The 18,030-nt window shown below is 24.5% G+C and carries 23 protein-coding genes and 8 tRNA genes; 4 read left to right on the top strand and 27 right to left on the bottom strand.

What is annotated here, in order from left to right; genetic code table 4:
* Positions 1 to 10: 10 nt before the first annotated feature.
* From JTY60_RS01585 to JTY60_RS01515, 15 genes are all read right to left on the bottom strand, one after another.
* Positions 11 to 667: a nucleotide exchange factor GrpE gene (locus JTY60_RS01585; RefSeq protein WP_434414364.1), complete on the bottom strand. Its 657-nt coding sequence runs from the start codon at positions 665 to 667 to the stop codon at positions 11 to 13.
* 136 nt (positions 668 to 803) lie between these two features.
* Positions 804 to 1,091 (bottom strand): hypothetical protein, encoded by a 288-nt coding sequence (locus JTY60_RS01580; RefSeq protein ID WP_434414363.1) that lies wholly within the window; start codon positions 1,089 to 1,091, stop codon positions 804 to 806.
* Complete coding sequence (locus JTY60_RS01575) at positions 1,070 to 1,573, bottom strand: hypothetical protein (protein ID WP_434414362.1); 504 nt, start codon at positions 1,571 to 1,573, stop codon at positions 1,070 to 1,072. Before JTY60_RS01575 ends, JTY60_RS01580 begins: the two co-directional genes overlap by 22 nt.
* Positions 1,551 to 1,802 (bottom strand): hypothetical protein, encoded by a 252-nt coding sequence (locus tag JTY60_RS01570; RefSeq protein WP_434414361.1) that lies wholly within the window; start codon positions 1,800 to 1,802, stop codon positions 1,551 to 1,553. Before JTY60_RS01570 ends, JTY60_RS01575 begins: the two co-directional genes overlap by 23 nt.
* Positions 1,768 to 2,346: a hypothetical protein gene (locus JTY60_RS01565; protein WP_434414360.1), complete on the bottom strand. Its 579-nt coding sequence runs from the start codon at positions 2,344 to 2,346 to the stop codon at positions 1,768 to 1,770. Before JTY60_RS01565 ends, JTY60_RS01570 begins: the two co-directional genes overlap by 35 nt.
* 26 nt (positions 2,347 to 2,372) lie before the next feature.
* Complete coding sequence (locus JTY60_RS01560; protein ID WP_434414359.1) at positions 2,373 to 2,876, bottom strand: hypothetical protein; 504 nt, start codon at positions 2,874 to 2,876, stop codon at positions 2,373 to 2,375.
* A complete protein-coding gene (locus JTY60_RS01555) occupies positions 2,821 to 3,807 on the bottom strand; it encodes a hypothetical protein (RefSeq protein WP_434414358.1) in 987 nt (328 codons plus the stop codon). The genes JTY60_RS01560 and JTY60_RS01555 overlap by 56 nt, the downstream gene beginning before the upstream one ends.
* Before the next feature lie 22 nt (positions 3,808 to 3,829).
* Positions 3,830 to 4,471: a hypothetical protein gene (locus JTY60_RS01550; protein ID WP_434414357.1), complete on the bottom strand. Its 642-nt coding sequence runs from the start codon at positions 4,469 to 4,471 to the stop codon at positions 3,830 to 3,832.
* A 5-nt stretch (positions 4,472 to 4,476) separates the two neighbouring features.
* A complete protein-coding gene (xseB, locus tag JTY60_RS01545) occupies positions 4,477 to 4,677 on the bottom strand; it encodes an exodeoxyribonuclease VII small subunit (RefSeq protein WP_434414356.1) in 201 nt (66 codons plus the stop codon).
* Positions 4,667 to 6,022: an exodeoxyribonuclease VII large subunit gene (gene xseA, locus JTY60_RS01540; RefSeq protein WP_434414355.1), complete on the bottom strand. Its 1,356-nt coding sequence runs from the start codon at positions 6,020 to 6,022 to the stop codon at positions 4,667 to 4,669. Before xseA ends, xseB begins: the two co-directional genes overlap by 11 nt.
* On the bottom strand, positions 6,012 to 6,539 hold the full coding sequence (locus tag JTY60_RS01535; protein WP_434414354.1) for a transcription antitermination factor NusB: 528 nt from the start codon (positions 6,537 to 6,539) through the stop codon (positions 6,012 to 6,014). The genes xseA and JTY60_RS01535 overlap by 11 nt, the downstream gene beginning before the upstream one ends.
* Entirely contained in the window at positions 6,529 to 6,843 is a 315-nt protein-coding gene (locus tag JTY60_RS01530) for a hypothetical protein (protein ID WP_434414352.1), read from the bottom strand. The genes JTY60_RS01535 and JTY60_RS01530 overlap by 11 nt, the downstream gene beginning before the upstream one ends.
* A complete protein-coding gene (locus JTY60_RS01525) occupies positions 6,830 to 7,402 on the bottom strand; it encodes an elongation factor P (RefSeq protein ID WP_434414350.1) in 573 nt (190 codons plus the stop codon). The genes JTY60_RS01530 and JTY60_RS01525 overlap by 14 nt, the downstream gene beginning before the upstream one ends.
* 2 nt (positions 7,403 to 7,404) lie before the next feature.
* Complete coding sequence (locus JTY60_RS01520; RefSeq protein WP_434414349.1) at positions 7,405 to 8,889, bottom strand: aldehyde dehydrogenase family protein; 1,485 nt, start codon at positions 8,887 to 8,889, stop codon at positions 7,405 to 7,407.
* Between the two features lie 37 nt (positions 8,890 to 8,926).
* Positions 8,927 to 9,448 (bottom strand): hypothetical protein, encoded by a 522-nt coding sequence (locus JTY60_RS01515; RefSeq protein WP_434414347.1) that lies wholly within the window; start codon positions 9,446 to 9,448, stop codon positions 8,927 to 8,929.
* 430 nt (positions 9,449 to 9,878) lie between these two features.
* On the opposite strand from JTY60_RS01515, the gene trpS reads away from it, so the two are divergent.
* Entirely contained in the window at positions 9,879 to 10,901 is a 1,023-nt protein-coding gene (gene trpS, locus JTY60_RS01510; RefSeq protein ID WP_434414346.1) for a tryptophan--tRNA ligase, read from the top strand.
* 2 nt (positions 10,902 to 10,903) lie between these two features.
* Positions 10,904 to 11,734: a Cof-type HAD-IIB family hydrolase gene (locus JTY60_RS01505; protein ID WP_434414345.1), complete on the top strand. Its 831-nt coding sequence runs from the start codon at positions 10,904 to 10,906 to the stop codon at positions 11,732 to 11,734.
* On the opposite strand, the gene JTY60_RS01500 is transcribed toward JTY60_RS01505, so the two are convergent.
* Together JTY60_RS01500 and JTY60_RS01495 are read right to left on the bottom strand one after the other, a co-directional pair.
* Entirely contained in the window at positions 11,718 to 12,725 is a 1,008-nt protein-coding gene (locus JTY60_RS01500) for a YitT family protein (protein ID WP_434414883.1), read from the bottom strand. The genes JTY60_RS01505 and JTY60_RS01500 overlap by 17 nt on opposite strands.
* The gene (locus JTY60_RS01495) at positions 12,715 to 14,082 is read right to left on the bottom strand and encodes a CNNM domain-containing protein (RefSeq protein ID WP_434414882.1); all 1,368 of its coding nucleotides are present in this window, start codon (positions 14,080 to 14,082) and stop codon (positions 12,715 to 12,717) included. The genes JTY60_RS01500 and JTY60_RS01495 overlap by 11 nt, the downstream gene beginning before the upstream one ends.
* Positions 14,083 to 14,152: 70 nt before the next feature.
* Between JTY60_RS01495 and JTY60_RS01490 the strand changes: the two genes are divergently transcribed.
* Both JTY60_RS01490 and JTY60_RS01485 read left to right on the top strand, forming a co-directional pair.
* Complete coding sequence (locus tag JTY60_RS01490; protein ID WP_434414881.1) at positions 14,153 to 14,926, top strand: hypothetical protein; 774 nt, start codon at positions 14,153 to 14,155, stop codon at positions 14,924 to 14,926.
* A gap of 8 nt (positions 14,927 to 14,934) precedes the next feature.
* The gene (locus JTY60_RS01485; RefSeq protein ID WP_434414880.1) at positions 14,935 to 15,744 is read left to right on the top strand and encodes a phosphotransferase; all 810 of its coding nucleotides are present in this window, start codon (positions 14,935 to 14,937) and stop codon (positions 15,742 to 15,744) included.
* On the opposite strand, the gene JTY60_RS01480 is transcribed toward JTY60_RS01485, so the two are convergent.
* The 10 genes from JTY60_RS01480 to JTY60_RS01435 form a co-directional block, all read right to left on the bottom strand.
* A complete protein-coding gene (locus JTY60_RS01480) occupies positions 15,700 to 16,530 on the bottom strand; it encodes an ABC transporter permease (protein WP_434414879.1) in 831 nt (276 codons plus the stop codon). The genes JTY60_RS01485 and JTY60_RS01480 overlap by 45 nt on opposite strands.
* 43 nt (positions 16,531 to 16,573) lie before the next feature.
* Positions 16,574 to 17,323 (bottom strand): ABC transporter ATP-binding protein, encoded by a 750-nt coding sequence (locus tag JTY60_RS01475; protein ID WP_434414878.1) that lies wholly within the window; start codon positions 17,321 to 17,323, stop codon positions 16,574 to 16,576.
* Positions 17,324 to 17,361: 38 nt separating this feature from the next.
* Positions 17,362 to 17,443, bottom strand: a tRNA-Leu gene (locus tag JTY60_RS01470).
* 4 nt (positions 17,444 to 17,447) lie between these two features.
* Positions 17,448 to 17,521: transfer RNA gene (locus JTY60_RS01465), tRNA-Gly, on the bottom strand.
* 2 nt (positions 17,522 to 17,523) lie between these two features.
* A tRNA-Leu gene (locus JTY60_RS01460) sits at positions 17,524 to 17,613 on the bottom strand.
* A 1-nt stretch (position 17,614) separates the two neighbouring features.
* Positions 17,615 to 17,689: transfer RNA gene (locus tag JTY60_RS01455), tRNA-Lys, on the bottom strand.
* A gap of 10 nt (positions 17,690 to 17,699) precedes the next feature.
* Positions 17,700 to 17,774: transfer RNA gene (locus JTY60_RS01450), tRNA-Gln, on the bottom strand.
* Between the two features lie 5 nt (positions 17,775 to 17,779).
* Positions 17,780 to 17,863 (bottom strand) — tRNA-Tyr (locus JTY60_RS01445).
* A tRNA-Thr gene (locus JTY60_RS01440) sits at positions 17,864 to 17,938 on the bottom strand. It abuts the tRNA gene before it with no gap.
* Positions 17,939 to 18,015, bottom strand: a tRNA-Val gene (locus JTY60_RS01435).
* Positions 18,016 to 18,030 lie beyond the last annotated feature (15 nt).

The following is an 18,030-nucleotide window of genomic DNA, read 5'->3' as shown; positions in this document are numbered from 1 at the left end:
TTTTTTAATTTTATTTTGCAACTTTCACTTGAACATGTTTTATAACAATATCATGAAATTTATAACCTTTTTGAAAAATTTCAACAATAGTATTTGGTTTAAAATTTTTATCACTAACAGTTTCTATAGCGTTGTGAATTTTTTCATCAAACAAATCTCCAACTTGAGTTTTAATTTCCTCAACACCCTCTTTTAAAATAATGTTTTTGAACTTATTTAAAATAATGTCAAAACCTTTTAATCAGTTTCTTATTTCATTTGAAATATTTGGGTTATTGGAAGATTTTAATGATTGTTCAAATCATTCTAAAGGTTCAATAATGCTAAAAACAAATGATTTCGCAGCGTATTTTTTTTTCTCTTCTCATTCTTTTTTTTGTTTTTCTAAAAAACTTTGAGTGTCTCTTAAATTTTCAACAACTTCATGGGAAGCTTTGTAGACATTAATTTGTCTTTTAAGACTTGAAATCTCAGAATTTAAATGAACATTTTGCTCTTTTAGTTCTTTAATTTTTTGTTTTAGTTTTTCTATTAACAATTCTTTGTCAGATAAATTTTTATTTTTATCTTCATTTTTAGAATCTAAATTGTCATTGTGAATAGTTTTTTCTAAATCAACTTTTGAAGAATTTTTATTTTTGTTTTGATCTGGTTTATTTTTTTTCAAATAAAAATTTCCTTTCTTTTTAGAAAAATTTTTGTCTTTTCATTTTACATTACTATTATAAATAAATAAAAAAAAATTTAGCAAACTATTTTGTAGTTTGCTAAAAAAAATTTTTTGAGGTTGATGTAATTTATATTTAAATTTTAAAAAGTTTTATTTTAATGTAATCTTTGTAATGATTATTTATTACATCTTTAAAGTTAAAGTCTGATTCATAATAAAAATTAACAGAAATATTGTAATTAGAGCCAATTTTTTTGTTAGAAGTTTCATTTCATAAAATTAATGCATTTAAACAAACTCCTTCTGGAGCCTTTGAAAGATTTTTTGTATCATCACTAGAAGTAAATTTAAAGTTTTTAATTTTTAAATCAAGATTAAAATTAGCAAAAAAATCTTTTTTTACTTTGTTAAAAGCTTCCATATCAGCCTTAGAAAAATTATTATAATCAAAGAGATTATCCTTATCCTTTGAAAAATCGTAGTTTTCAAAATTTTCAAAAAAAATATCATTAATATTTTTTCAATAAAAAAAATTGTAGGGGGTAGTTTTTCTGAAAAAATATCTGGAAAATCATTGTTAATTTCAATAACAGAAAGATCTTCTTTATTAGTAAAGACAAAATTTACTGGAATATAATAATTTTTTTCTACATCATCATTTTTGGATTTTTTGTTATCATTTGGTACAAGAAAATAACCTTCAATCACTACATTACCTTTTGGCTCTTCTTTTGAAGCATCTAATGGAAACAAATAATTTAAAGCAATTTTACAATTTTTAAAAGAATCTTTATCATCGAAAGTAAACTCCTTTTTTAAATCTTTTAATGAAAAATTTTTAAAATTTCAAAAAGGAAAATACTTGGGATCACTATAAAGTTTATCTAAGAACCCATTTTTCACCTATAATTTGGTTTTGATAATTTTTGCTATAAGTATCATAATCTGAAAAAATGCTATTTGCTTTATTTAAGTACTTATCATATCATTTTGGCTTATCTTCAGCACAAGATGCCAAAAAGAAACTCGAAAGAAAAATTAAAAGAAAAGATTTAGTCTTCTTGGAAAAATTTTTTTTTATCATTAAAACTAAAAAACTAATTTGAACCCGATAGTAGACTAAATCAACCATCAGGAAGACATTTTCCAACAGCAAAAGGAAATTTTGTGGTAATAAGAGGATTGTCTGTATTCCCAACTTTTTTAGTTGCAACTTTGTAAGAGTTGTCATCTGAAAGATCAATTGAACTAGAATTAAGAACAATCGCTAAAGGAAAATAAAATGTAGTGTTAAGGTCATTTAATTTAAATTTAACCAAAAAGTAGTAAACAGTATGGTCTTTTGAAATATAATTATTTTCAAATAATAGATTTGCTGGATCATTTTTATCATAATACAAACCACTAATATTATCAGATCTAAATTTATCTTGATGAACTTCTGTATTAGAATCTGAATAAATAACAGTTTCATCTTTTGATTGATCAAAATTTTTTGCTACAATATTGGCAATTTTATTAGATGTGTTACTTTTGCCATTAAAGTTTTTATCAATACAATTTTGTAAATAGCTAAGTGGATCGCTGTCATCATCTTTTTTACAACCAACTATCGCCAATGCTGAAAAACAAGAAATTAACCCAAGGATTTTTGTTAATAATTTTTTTCTTTTCATATTTGTTAATTTTAACTAAAAAAAAATTAATATAAAAATTTTTTTTGATAATACTGATAAATACAAAAGGCGTCGCAAATGTCTGAATTTTTATAATTTTTACTAAAATTTTTGTTTACATAGTTAATTATTTCTTTTTTGCAGGAAACATTAAATCCAAAAAGTTCATGTTTTCAAACGTGAGGAAAAACAAATTTTAATAAGATAAGTTTTGTAAAGTAATTTTTAAAAAAATTACTAATTCATCCTTGAAGAAAAATTAAATCGTATGTTGTTTTTACATTTTTATTTTTGAATCAAGAAATAAAAGGCTTCTCAACAATAACAACAATTTTTTCATTTTTAATAAATTCAAAAATTGTTTTAAAGTATTTTGTTAGATAAAAACTTTTATCAATAAGAGTTGGTTGATTTTTTAAATCTATAAAAAATAAGTTAATTATTTTATTATTTTTGAATAAAATTGCTGCATTTTTATTTAATGAAAGATCAAAAGTTAAGTAATAATAGTTTAAGTGTTTTTTGTTCACTTAATATTTTAAAATAGTAAAAAGAAACAATAAAAATACTATTATTTTTTACGTAATTGGTTTGAATGCTATTTTTTGTAAGAACATCAACGCCTTTAAAAGATACAATTGCAAAATTTAAAGTGTATATACCACCATTAAAAGATGGGGCTTTTGCAAGAATTGAACAAGATTGAGCACCTTTATCGTCTTTGTAGTTAGAACAAGAAACTACAAAAGTTGCTGTATCTTTGAAGATTTTATTAAAAAAAGATTCTTCATAAACATTTTTATAAAAGCTGTAAATAAAAGATTTAAAAAAAGTATCCAAGTCTTGACTTTCAGGATCTTTAGCTGCATCCTTAAAGGAACTTCATATTGGATTAGTTATGCTACTCGTTGCATCTGCTATAAGAAAATTATCAAAGGAATCGTTGTTGTATTTTCACAAAGAATCTGTTTGTGAGCCATCATATGGGTTAGAAACTCATAAAATTGGTTTAAAGGAAAAAGCAAAAAAATTGAAAAATTCAAAATAAAAATCACGATCAATATATCTAGAAGAAGAAGGATAATTTTTATTAAAATTATCAAACAAATGAACAAAATCTCCTTTTTTTCCTTTTTTTAAATATTCCATATTATTGCCTCTTTTTAAAAAAGCGTAAAAATCGCTAAGTTTTTCTTTGTGTGTTTTGTCTTTATTGACAAAATTTTGTTTTTCTAAATGACTTATATCTGAACTTAAAAATCACTTATCCAAAAAAGTGTTTTTAGCAGACGGAGAATTAGGATCGACTGTGTAAAAAGAAATTAGAGCTTTTTTAGCATAACGTTCTAATTTTTCTTTGGTAATATCTGGATAATTATAAGAAGTACTACAACCCACCAAGAAAGGAATAATTGCCAATAGTGCCGCAATTTTTGATTTTTTTTTATTAAAAAATTTCATATTTTTTATTTTAACAAAATAATTAAATTTTTGGAAGACAATAATTTATTCTTTTTAGAAAATCATTGTAAAAATAAATATTTACTTTTTTTGCATACTTAATCAATTTTTGTAAAATTTCTAAAAGAAATACTACATTGCTATAATTTTGTTTAGGAACTAAAAATTGATGAAAATAGGCAATAAAAAGGTACAAAAATGTAAAATAAATTAATAAATAATAGTCATAAAAAACAATTTTTTGCGATAAATTTTGAAAATTTAGATTGGCAAAAATTTGTAAATAATAATCTAGGTAATTAAAAAACATTAAATTTTTTTGATATTTAAATTGAATTTTAGTTTTTTTAAATTTAAAAGTAAGTTTTGATTTTAAAATTTTTAGAAATTGAAAATAAATAAATTCTTCATAGTTTAAATCCTTAAAAAAGATAATTCCATAAAGTGTCAAATAATAAATAAAAAAATTATTTTTTTTGATAAAAAAATTATTTTTTCTAAAAAAATAATTAAAAGTGTCGGTTAAATTAAAAAAGGTGTAATTGGTTTTCTTATTGATGCTTAGTAATACTTTGATAATTTTTTTTTGAGTTTTTCTTGATTTTTGAGAAAAAAAATCTTTAACAAAAATTTTAATTTCTTTTTTTGCCAAAAAATAATTCATTAAAATTATTTTTCTTTAAAAATTTCAATTTTATTAATTTTATTTTCAGCTTCTTTTAATTTTTTTTCACATTCAGAAATCAAATTACTTGCAGTCTCAAAATAACTAATTGCTTTATCAAGCGGTAAATTTTTGTTATTTTCTAATTCATCAACAATAAATTTTAATTCTTCAACAATTTGTTCATATGTTTTATTATTTTTCAATTTTTATTACCTTCGTTCTAACATTTACTTTCTCTTTAAAAAAATTTAAAGACAACTCTTCGTTTATTTTAATGTCTTTGCTGCTTCTTAAAATTTCTTGATTTTTTTTAATAATTACAATAAAACCACGATTTTCTAAGTTTTTGTAGAGTTCATAAAATTTACTTTCAATTTCTTTTAAAAAATTAAATTTTTTTAAAAAATAGTGATTTTTTAGATTTATTAGTTTGTTTTTTGAATCTTTTAAAAAATGTTCGTTTTTTTCAAAAAATAACTGATTTAATCTGGCAAGTCTTAAAGAAATATTTAGAAAAAATAATTTTTGTTGATTGCTTAAATTATTTAAATTAATTTTTAGTTTGTTTTTTTGATTATCAAAAAAATATTTTTTAACTTGAACCAAAATTTTAATTTCATTAAAAATCATTTGATAAATTTGAAGTAAAAAATGTTTTTTTTCTAAAAAATAATTGTCTCAAAAATTTTTTAAAATGTTTTGTGTTTGTAACAAAAGCTGATTTAATTCTTCTTTTGTGACTCTGGTTGCATATTCTGCTGCTGCAGTTGGAGTGGAACATGTCATGTCACTTACGAAATCTGCAATGGTAATATCAACTTCATGGCCAATTCCAGTAATCACGGGAATTTTACTATTAGCAATTAAATCACAAACTTTTTTGTCGTTAAAACATCAAAGATCTTCAATGCTACCACCACCCCTGGCAATAATTAAGACGTCAAAAACGTTTTTATTAACCTCAGTAATTTTTTCACATAAATCTTGAATTGCATCTTTGCCCTGAACTTTTGAAGGGTAAAAAAATATTCTTGCTGGAGAAAACCTTCTTTGAATTGTTTTTATAATATCATTGTAAGCGGCACTGTTGTCTCCAGATATCACTGCAATTTTTTCACAAAATTTGGGAATAATTGCTTTTTCTCTAGTAGCGATATGATGATCAAAGTAATATTTTTTTAATTTTTCAAATTCTAAATAGAGATCGCCAACTCCAGTATTTTTAAGACCGGTAACTTTAAAGTTATATCTACCACCCTCAACATATAAATCAACACTTCCAATACATAAAACAGTAGAACCATTAGTAAAAGTCTTATTTTTAATCGCCTCAATAACACTCTTTGCAAAAGAAATGGCAGAAATAACACTATTATTGTCTTTTAAGGAAAAATAGGCATACTCTAAATTACTAAATTTACTTTTAGTGATCCCGCGAAGATTTGAAACTTCTCCTTGAATTGCTAAGTTTTGTAAATTAATATCTTGTAATATGATTGATTTTAGATAAGTATTAACTTCAGATACCGAAAAAATTTTATTTTCCATTTTGAGTTTCTTTTTTTAAAAAAGCTAATTCATTATAAAAAAAATCTAAATATTTATTAATAATTCGATAGGCCGAAAAATCACATGTTGCCTTGGCTAAATTTAAGCAATTATTAAAAATTTTTTTATCATTTTTTTCACTATTTGAATAATATAAAAAATAAGTCCCAATTAATAAAATCCCTTTTTCTAAGTTTCCAAGACGGGAAATTGGTCAATTGTGAGAAATTTTTTTTTCTAAAACCGAAAATAAAAATTTTTGCTTTTCAATCATTTTTTTAACCGTTAATTTTTCGTTCAGTGGTAAGTTGCTCTTTTCCAGCAATAACAAAAGTTTTTTCGTGTTCAATTCTTTTTCTAAATCACTCTTTAATTCAATTTCATTATCTAAAAAGAGAAAAAAAATATAAAGAGATTTTAAAAAATTAAAGTATTCTAAAATAGAAAATTTTTTTAGAGTAATTTTTAATTCGTCAAGTTCTGAGTCGCTAAAAGAGTCAAAAATATTATTCATCAATAAAAGAAAAACCAAACTTTTCTAGATTTAAGGAAAGCGTGTTTTTTAGTTCTTTTTGAAAAAAGAGGTAAAAATTATCTCATTTTTCTAGAAAGTCATTTGTTGTTTTTTTTAAAGAAAAAATTAAGGATATATTTAAATAATCAACTTCAAAATATAAAATTTTTTTAACTTTTATTTTATGATTAAAAAAATTATTAAAAGAAATCAAAAAAAACTCAAGAATGTTGTTTTTTTCTAAAAATATTGAAGTAATATTTGTTTTTTTAAGAAAAAAAAAATCAAGTTCTTTATTTTTTTTCATTAGATCTGCCAGTATATTTACAAGTATCAGAAGAAATTATAACAACATCATTATTTTTAATAAATAAGGGAACTTTTACCGTAACATTATTTTCAAGAGTTGCGTCTTTTAGCGCATTTTGAGCGGTATTACCTCGTACTGCATCTTTAGTATCAGTAACTTTTAATAAAAATTTTGAAGGTAAAAATAAGTCAATTACTTCTCCTTCAAAAAATAAGCCATCAATAATGTCACCATTTTTTAAAAAAATAATGCTTTTTTGATAAAAATTTTTGGCATTAAACTCAAATTGTTCATAATTTGACAAATCCATAAAAAAATAAAGGTCTGCTTCGTTATACAAAAATTGAATTTTCTTCTTTTCAATAAATGCTTTTTCAACTTTTTCTTTCCCGGTAAAAGTTAGATGGATGATCGTGTTATCTTTCAAGTTTCTAACCTTTGCTTTCACATGAGCCTGACCTCTAGCAGTGCTTCGATGTGATGATTCGATTACTTGATAAATGTTGTTTTTGTAAAGAAAGGTAATCCCTGGAGAAAAATCGTTAACAGAAATCATAATTATTTTTTAATGACAAGTCCTTTTATTGTAGAATTATTGATGAGGGATTGATAAATTCCTTGTTGAGAGATACCACTACTTTTTATTCCTTGAAATGGAAAAATATCTGGCGATCTTTTGGTTTGTTGATTAATATTTAAAGTACCACATTCAATTTCTTGAAAACATTGATTAATAATATTAATGTTTTTGGTAAAAACTGATGCCTGAAGCCCATAATCAGTACTATTTGCAAGTTTAATCATTTCTTTTAATGATTTAACTTTTATGACTGGCAAAATTGGTGCAAATTGTTCTTCTTTTTCAATTAAGGTGTCGTAATTTGAATTATGAATGAGAATAATTGTTGGAAAAATTAGGTTAGTATCTTTTTCCTTAAAAAATAAATTTTCTTTTCCAATCATATTGGCAACTTTTTGCCCAGTTATTTGATTGTTTAGAGAAAAAACTTCAAAGTCGTTTGGATTCATTTTTTTAAATGACTCACTTAAAAGATTCATGGCATTTTCAACCGCAGCATCAGAAATTAATGGCGTTACTTTGGAATTTTCATCAATATTTGAAGAAAAAGTTATTAAATTTTTAAATTCAGAAATTAATAACTTTGAAAATTCTTCAAAAATATTTTCATGAACATATACCCTTTTAATTGCTGTGCAACGCTGACCGTTGTAGGAAAAAGCTCCATTTAGAATTTCTTTTACAGCGTTTTTTTGATCTGCATCATCTAAAACAATCGCTGGGTCATTGCCTCCAAGTTCCATAATTAATTGAGAAAAATAGGTGCTTTTTGCAATATATTTGCCAACTTGGGTGGAACCAGTAAAATTAATTAAATTGATATTTTCATTTTTGATTAAAAGGTCGGAGATTTCTTTACCTTTTCCTGGAACAAGATTAACAACTCCTCTTTCAAAACCAGCATTTAGAAGGGATAAAAAAATATAAGTTGCTGTTAAAGTACCAGAAGAAGCGGGTTTGATAACAAGACAATTTTTCATTAAAAGTGCTGGAACAATTTTTGAAACCAAAAGATTAATTGGGTAATTAAAGGGTGATATTGCCAAAACAACCCCTAAAGGTTGCCTTGAAAAAACTGCCATTCTTTCATCCATATTAAAACAATTGTCTTGAAAATTTTGAAAAATATTAATTGAAGTTTCAATGTATTCAATTGTTCTTAAAAATTCGGTTTCAGCATCCTTTAACGATTTTCCGGCTTCTAAATGACAATAATAAATAATTTTATCTTGGTTGAATTGCAATTCTTTGATAAATTGCTTCATTTTATGAACCAAAACTGAAGTATTAGTCATTTTTCAAGTTTTAAATTTTTCTTTTGCTAAAAGAAAAACTTTTTCAATATAATCCTTATCTGCAAAAGGTAATTCAAAGGTTAAAACTTTTTGATTGATATTTGAATATGGTGATGTTGTTTGATATTGTTTTTTAAATTCAGAAAAAAAATCTTCAATGTTATGCATATTTAATTATATTTTGAATTTAAAAATAAAAACTTTTTTAAGGTTTTTTCCCTAATTTTTCCAGTTTATGGTTTAACAAAAGAATATTTTTTTGACAAATATCTTTTTGATTTTCTAAGTAAAAGAGATGTCTTTCAAATCTTTTAAAATTTCTTAAAGCCATTCTTTCCATTTTTGATTTTTTCAAAACTAAAGCAACATTCGAACGGCTTTCAAAATTTGTTAAAAAAAGTTCATATGAGGAAAAAAAATATTTTAGTCTTTCATAAAAATAAATTATTTTTTTATAAAAATTTAAATAATCAATAATTTTTTCAGAAGTTACAAAAGATTCTTCAAGAAAAGATACTACGTATTTGTTTTTATAGTAATTAAAAAGCTTTTTTAAAAGTTTTCTAATTGAACGTAAATAATAAAGATACATTTTGTAATTAATGCCATCATTATCAAGAATTTTGTAGTACTCTTCGATTAATTTAATATAACTGTTAATATCTAAAAAAATAACATCATAAAATCAAACTTCTTTAACAGAAGTTATTTTCTTGTTGTTTTCCATAATATTTTTTTATTATAAAAAATTTTGGAAAAAATTACAAAAAAAAAAGCACACCTATAGGGTGTGCTTTGTTAAAACTTATTTGACTTTTAAAATACTTAAACTAAAAAATAACAAGATTTATGATAAGAAGATGTTACTGAATTTTGCATCTTTTTTATCAATAAACAATACATTAATTATTGATTTTAATTTTATGACCAAAAATTCAATAAATTATGTATAAAGAAGTGATAAATGATGTGTAATATTTTAACTTGGTCAGAATAAAATATAAGATATCACTTAGAGATTGTAGTCTTTGAAAACTACATGTTTATTTTAAATTATTTTTAAAAATTTTTATTTTTTTTCTTAAACAAATTTTAAAAAAACCATAAAAAATTTTTAAAATAAAAGAAATAAATTTTTCTATTTTAAAATAATAAAAATGAAATCGAATAAAAGCGTCACTTATCTTGATGGAATTGCATCAACTGGGAGTATAACTCTTGGAAATTACATTGGTTCCATTCTTCCACTTAAAAAAATTTTGAATAAAAAAGATAAGTTTATTTTTCTAATTGCTGATCTGCATGGCTTGACAATGGAAGAATTTGAAGAAAAAAAAATTAAAAATAGTAGTTCTGAAATTGCAAAAATTTTATATTGTGCTTTAGAGTATGAAAAATATCAAAATAACTTAATTATTTATCGTCAAAGCGATGTTTTAGAAAATGGTTATTTTGCCTACATTATTTCAAAATTTATAAGTTATGGCGATCTTTCAAGAATGATTCAATTCAAAGAAAAAAAAAATAAATATTTAAAAGAAAACAAAACTGTTTCATTTCCCGCTTCACTTATGACTTATCCAATTCTTATGATAAGTGATATTGTACTTTATTCACCAGATTATGTAATTGGAGGAATTGATCAAAAAAATCATATTGAACTTGCCTTTTCAACGATTAGTAAGTTTAACAAATATTGCCACAAAAATGTTTTAAAATTGTTTAAATTTAAACTTTATCAGTTTGCAAAAATTAAGAAATTATTAGATCCTTTAAAAAAAATGTCTAAAAGTGATAAAAATCCTAAAAATACGATTTTTTTATTAGATAATCCAGAAGTTGCTAAAAAAAAAATTTTAAAAAGTGTCACTGATAGTGAAAATAAAATTTTTTATGATGAGATTAAAAAACCAGGAATTAGTAATTTAATCGCAATTTATTGTGCTCTTGAGAATATTGAAATTAAAGTTTGTGAAGAAAAATATCTAGATAAAAGTTATGGTGAGTTTAAAAATGATGTTGCAAATATTGTAAAAAATTTTTTAACAAATTTTCAAAAAAAATATCGTCAAGTAACCAACAAAGAGATTGGAAAAGTTCTTGAAAAAAATGGTATTAAAGCGAGAAATATTGCAAGAAAAAAATTAAAAGAAATTAAAAAAACTTTAAAGTTTAGTTAGTAATGAAAAAAAAATTTTTAATTTCTTTGGATTTGGATGGCACAACTTTAAAAAATGATGGATTTACAATTCCCAAGAAAAATATTGAAGTTATTAAAAAGATGCAAAGTTTGGGTCATAAAGTAATCATTATTAGTGGCAGACCCCCGAGAGCAATTGAAAAAATTTACCGAATGTTGGGTCTTAAAAGTTTAGTTTCCTCATATAATGGCGCTTTTATTTATCATCCATATGGCAAAGAAACCTATAAAAGTTTTCAAATTCCCAATGTTGTTTTTCAAAAAATTATCAATAATCCTTTTATAAGAAAATATAATAAAGCAATTTTGGCAGAATGTGAAGATTTGCCATATCTAAATACGAGTAGTAACCTAATTTTTGTAAATTGTTGATTAGAGTTTGCATCAGCAATTAAAATTGGTGATCTAAAAAAGTGTCAAAGAGATCCAAATGCCATCTTTATCGAAACTTTACCACATATCGAATATGAAAAATATTTTGTTGCATTAAAAAAATTTGGTGATTTTGTTTCTTTTAATGTTTGAAAAAATGTGGGGATAAATTCAGTCATTATTCATGTATATCCCAAAAAAATTAATAAAAATATTGCCTGCTCTGTGGTTGCAGATTATTATAAAATTCCTCAAAGTAATGTAATTGCCTTTGGTGATGAAAATAATGATTATGAAATCTTAAAATGAGCCGGAATTGGCGTAAAAATGAAAAATGGTAATATTAATTTAAAAAAAGTGTGTAAGTATGAAACTGATTCTTCTAATGAGGATGCGGGAGTTGGATTGATGTTGGAAAAAATAATTAATCATTCCAACTAATTCTTCGAAAATTTCCAGAAATTCTTCATATTTTTGAAACAAAAACAAAAGCATTGGGATCATGTTTTTTAATTTTTTCAATAATTTTATGATATTCAAAAATGGTCATTGTTGTTAAAAGAACCACATTTTTCGTTCCCTTAAAGGCACCAATTGAATCAATTCTTGTATAACTTCTTTGAAATTTTCCTTCTTTAAAGGCTTCTTTAATTTTTAATTCATCCGAAGTAATAATAAAAACACTAACATTTTTTTGTCGTGGAAAGAAATTGTCAATTAAAAAAGAATATGTAAGGCAAAAAGTAAAAGTTGCTAGTAACTCAACCCCAAAAAAATGACTAACTGAAGCATTTTTTTGTTTTGATAAAATAAAAATTCCAATGACAACCACAAAAGAATTAATTAAGGCGTTTACTTTGCCAATATTTTTATTGTATTTGTAATTGTAATAAACGGTAATAAAATCAGTTCCTCCGGTTGATCCTAGGGCGTTATAGGCACAAACACATCCAAAACCATAAAAAATTCCACCAATAAAACAAGAGATAATTTTGGATGCATCAGAAATATCTACGCCTTTATTACCTTTAAAAAAATCAAAATATTGTTCTAAATTAAAGTAGCTGTAACCAAGAGAGAAAATTAGTTCAAATCCCAAGTAAAAAAGTGTCAAAATGGTAAATTTTTTACCAATTTTTAAGTATCCAAAAATAATAAAAGGAAGGTTTAATAAAAGTTGAATCAAAAATAAAAAAATTGTATCATTTCTGGCACTATCTTGAAGATGAATCGAAAATAAGTTAAAAAGAAACAAGGCAATTCCAGTGATTCCTCCACTTATCGCTTTAGTTTTTACAACAAAAAGTTGAAGAGCCAAAAAGTTTAAAGTTGCTGAAAATAAAATTCACTTTAATCGAGAAAAAAATCGATAAACTTCTTTATTGCTAAAAAAAACATATTTTAAGACAAGTTTTTTATAGCTATTTTTCATTATCTCACCTATTACTTTTAACTTTTACCTCGTAGTAAAAAATGGAATTGATATGAATTGGGCATAAATAAATGGTAAATTTTTCAAAAGATATTGTTTTTGTATTCTCAGAATTAATAATTTTTTCAGAATCTTTTTCAAGTAATTTAATTAAATCATAAAAAAATAAAAATTTACTTTTATCTTCGATTGTTTTAGAAATTGACTCAATTGTTTCATTAAAAACTTTTAAGTATAAATGAGATTCTAAAATTTTTATTGGTGTATATTTATGAACTAAAAAATTCATAAATAAATTGTCAGAAATAATAAAATTATCAATCGTTCTGTCGTAATTAATGTCACCAAACATATCCTCGATTAAATCCTCAATGGAAATAATCCCCAAAATGTTCCCGTTAGTTTCTGACAAAACAATCGCGAAGGAAACGTTTTTTTGAATTAATTTATTAAAAACGTTTTGTTTTATTTCATTTTGATAAACAAATAGTAAAGATTTTTTTGAAAAATGATTTTTTAAAATTAAATTATTTTGTTCTTTAATATATGCAAGAAAAAAATCTTTATCTTCAATTCAAGCAATTGGAAAATTTGTTTCTTTTTTCACAACTGGAATTCTTGAAAAATTAATTTTCTCAAAATATAAAAAAACATTTTTTACTGGTTCATCTTCGTTAATCGTTAAAACATTATCTCAAGAAATATAACTATCTTTTATGGTAATATCGTCAAAAATAATGGCATTTTGAATAAATTTTTTTTCTTTTTTTTCAATAAATCCACCACTTTCAATATAATCTAATAATCTTAACAATTCTCTTTCGTCATATGGGGCAGCAACTGGTTCTTTAATTTTAAAAACTGAAAAAAGCAAAAAGTTAAATCCATAACCCAATCTGTAAAAAAAATTAATTTTTTTAAAGTTATTAATAAAAAATAATTCTGGTTTTTTTTTAACAAAAATTTTGGGAAATACTTCCCCTACAAAAAGCAAAAGAAGGGTGTTTACAACAATTACTAAGATTACAAGATCGTGATCAACTTTTGCAATCATTAAAATAAAAGTAATAATTGCTGGAAGTAAAATTTCAATTAAATTATGAAATAAAATTAAAGTTGAAAGCAATTTGTTGTAATTATTAAATAACTTAATAACTTGCTTGATTTTTTTGTTAGAGAAATTTTTTTTCAATAACATATTGTGAAGTCTTACAATCGTACTATTTGAAAGAGCGCTTTCACTAGCAGCAGTAAATCAAGCAAAATAAATAAAAATAAAAGAAACTAATAAAATAATTCCTCAAAAAATTAATTCTGAATGAAAAGAAAAGAAAAAAGGAAGGATTGTCGAGGCCATTATTTTAAGTTTAATTTTTTATAATTATATTTTATAATAAAAAACATAAGAATTATTATAAATTAATATAATGAAAAAAAAATTTTTAAAAAATAAAATTAGCAAATTCTTTATTCTGTCATCTATTCCATTGATTCTCGTTGGATGTAGTAAGTTTAGTGCAGTTGGAACTTGTTATTTTGATGATAGATTAGATAATCTTTCTGACTGAAATAAATTTAAAACTAATTTAAGCGATGGCATCGTTACAAAAGATAAATCAAAAATGGAAAAGGACAAATATACAGGGATTCTTTTTGTGGGCGCAACATATTGTCCTTTTTGTCATTCAATGTTAGACTTAGATCCTGATGCTTACAAATCAATGAAAAATTACTGAGATAAATATGCTTCAGATGATGAAACTAAGTTACAATCTTGATTTGATAAAAATACTGAAAAATGATATGGATCTTTAAATCAAGCCGTTCACGCAATGAAAGAAATTTTGCCAGAAAAGGAACCACAAATTAACTATAAAGCTTATTATATTGATATTTATTTAGGAAAAGATCACAAAATTGGTCAACCAATTACTTCAGGTGATAATGATCATCCAAATCAATGAACTCTTGGGCTTCCACCACAATATAATTTTGTTGGTGAAATTGTTGATTATGTTGCCGAAAATGACAAAGATTTATATTATAAATTTGTAAATGATGGTCTGAAAAAAACCAACAATTATGATTATGGAATTCCCATTATAATTTACTTTGATCAAGGGGTTATTATAGGTTTTTCTGCTGGTTACTTAGATTATGATGCTTCTTTTTCTGCTATTAACCAGATGTTGAATGTTTAATTAACTCATTGAAAATATTAAATACTTTTTTCAATAAATTAATTTTTGACAAAAATTTTATTTATAAAAAAATTAATTTTTTCGAAGCTAATTTTTTAACTAAAAAAGAAAAAATTTTTTTGCAATATCAGTTTTTAAATAATCAAAAAATTATTGATTTTTTTATAAATTTTAAAAATAATACCATTACTCTTTTAAATCAAAAAGATTTTGATAACTTTGATTTTCACAAACTTTCTTTAAAAGAACAAAAAAATATTTTAACACAAATTGCCGCTATTATAAAAAAATATCAGTCAATTAAAAAAAAACAAGATAATGAATCGCTTTTTGATGAATGAAATGATGATTTTATTTTAGAAAATATTGTTTTTGATCAAAAATGAATTCAAGAAATGAAAGAAACATTTCTTTTAGTTCGAAAAAGTGTTTTAAAAAAGAAAAAAAATGTCTTATCGCATTGTGATTTGCATATTAATAATTTTTTAATTAATAATAAAAAAAAAGTTATTTTGATTGATTTTGATACTTGTCACTGAAGTTTTAAATTGTTTGATCTTGCCTCTTTTATTGAAGAAACTAAATTAAATCTTTGACAAATTAATTATTTTTGTGATCTATTTTCAGTAAAAAAAAAGACTATAATTGGACAAGTTGTCCTTTATCATAGTCTTTTTTGATTTTTTTGAAGTTATTATTATTATCAAAAAACTTTTAACCTGAAGTTTTTTGATTTGTGTTTATATCACTTGCAAAATTATTGTTATTTTAAATTAATTTTCCCATTTTCAAGTTGAAAAAGTTCAAGTAGAAAGTAATAAAGAAAAAGAAAGTGCAATAATTGCGGCATGTCAAGCATGAATTGGTGAATTTTGATAAATTACCTTAATTGTTTCATTTGGAGTGCCAAAAAAAGAACTACTAAAATATCCAGAATATAAAACCTGAATTGCATATCTTTGAGGAATAAAATATGAAACAATTTTTAAAGATGGTGAATGATCAATTAAACTTGGTGGCAGTTGTGCCCCTGATAAAAACATGGTTGGAAAGAAAAACAACATAATAATTCCAATTGCTTTTCCTTGAGAATTTGAAATAGAAGTAACTCAAAAACTAATTGAAGTTGCCACAAAAATTCCTAAAAGTCACCCTAAAGCAAAAATTAAAAAAGAACTAAAATTTTGCAACATGTGGGCTTGGGCAACAATTGCTTGAGAATAAATATCTGAATGAAAGAAAATTTCAATGACACTTACAATTCAAAGGGTTGAAATAAAACTTAAAAAAATTGCAAAACAATATGAGGCTAAAAAAAAGTGAATTTTTGAAATTGGTGAGACACCAATTCTTTTAATAATCACTGAAGTTTTAAAATCAATTAACTGATTGGTAAATGAAGACATACAGACAGAAATAATAATTAACGCAATAAATGAAGGAATAATTGAAAGAAAAACATGTGAAAGTGGGTTGTCTTGCCCTGGCACACTACTAGAAGTAGTGTAAGATACCACAATTGATCCCATAATTCAGACTGAAATTAAAGGAAAAACCAAAGCAAAAAACGGGCCTTGAAAATTTCTTAACCAGTTTTTAAGCATTAACACAAATAAAGCATGGTTTTTTTGAAGTCAAAAAAGCATTTTAGTTTAATTTATTACTTTCTTTTTTAATTTCATCAATATTAAAGTAAATATCACAGTAGTTTTTTACTGATCCATATTCTTCAATTAATTTATCTTTGGTAGTATCCAAAAATATTTCCCCATCTTTAACAACAATAAAACGTTCACAAATGTCTTCTAATTCTAAAATATTATGAGAAATTAAAATTAAAGTTCATTTATTATTTTTTACTAAATCTTTAATGAAAATTTTTATTTTTTCTGAAGCCTCAATGTCTAATCCCGTCGTTAACTCATCTAAAATTAAACATTTTGGGTTGTGTAGTAACGCTACCAAAACATTTAATCTTTGTCTTTGACCGCCAGACAATTTATAAATTTTTTGCTTAAAAAATTCATCAATTTCAAATTTTTTAATAAGATCATTTAAATTTTCGGTAATAAAAGTATTTCCTTTGTAAATTACCCGATAAAAATTAATAATATCTGAAACTTTTAGTTGTTTTGGATAATCATTACCCTGAAATTGAATTCCAATGTTTTTGGCAATAGCAACTTTTGTATTTCCAAAAGTGCGATTAATATTTCCAGATGTTGGTTGTTTAATTCCAGATAAAATTTCAACTAAAGTTGTTTTACCTGCCCCATTCTTACCAATAATTGCAATTTTTTCATCCTCAAAAATTTCTAAATTAACATTTTTTAAAGCGTGTTTGTTTTTATAAATTTTTGAAAGATTTTCAACACTTATTAAAAGCTTTTTTTCCATAAACAGATCGCTTTCTTTGTTTTAATAAGGGCAAAAAATGGTGCCCAAGACAGGACTTGAACCTGCACGAAAATTCACATGGTTTTGAATCATGCGCGTCTACCATTCCGCCACTTGGGCTTTTTGGAGTGGGTGAAGGGAATCGAACCCTCATTTTTGGAGTGGAAATCCAATGTTTTGCCACTAAACTACACCCACAATGGTGCCTAAGACAGGACTTGAACCTGCACGAAATTTATTAATTTCACAGGGGCTTAAGCCCTGCGCGTCTACCGTTCCGCCACTTAGGCATGGTGCCCCCGGAATGAATCGAACATTCGCATGACTGATTAAAAGCCAGTTGCCTTTCCACTTGGCCACGGGGGCAAAAAAATAATGGCTGGGATGGAAGGATTCGAACCTACGAATTACAGGGCCAAGGCCTGTTGCCTTACCTCTTGGCTACATCCCAAAAAATGGTGGAGGGAGTGGGATTCGAACCCACGAACCCAAGAGACTTGATTTACAGTCAAGCGCGTTTAGCCACTTCGCTACCCCTCCTGGTGCCGGTAATAGGAATCGAACCCATATTCCCTGATTACAAAACAGGTGTTCTAGCCATTAAACTATACCGGCTGGTGGAGCGTGAAGGACTCGAACCTACGGCCTTCTGTTTGTAAGACAGATGTTTTAACCAACTCAACTAACGCTCCATAAATAAAAAAATC

This window comes from symbiont of Argiope bruennichi, assembly GCF_051094275.1.
Lineage (GTDB): Bacteria > Bacillota_I > Bacilli_A > Mycoplasmatales > SG1.
The sequence above is the reverse complement of the archived record's forward strand: the minus strand, read 5'-3'. Positions and strand labels throughout refer to the sequence as shown.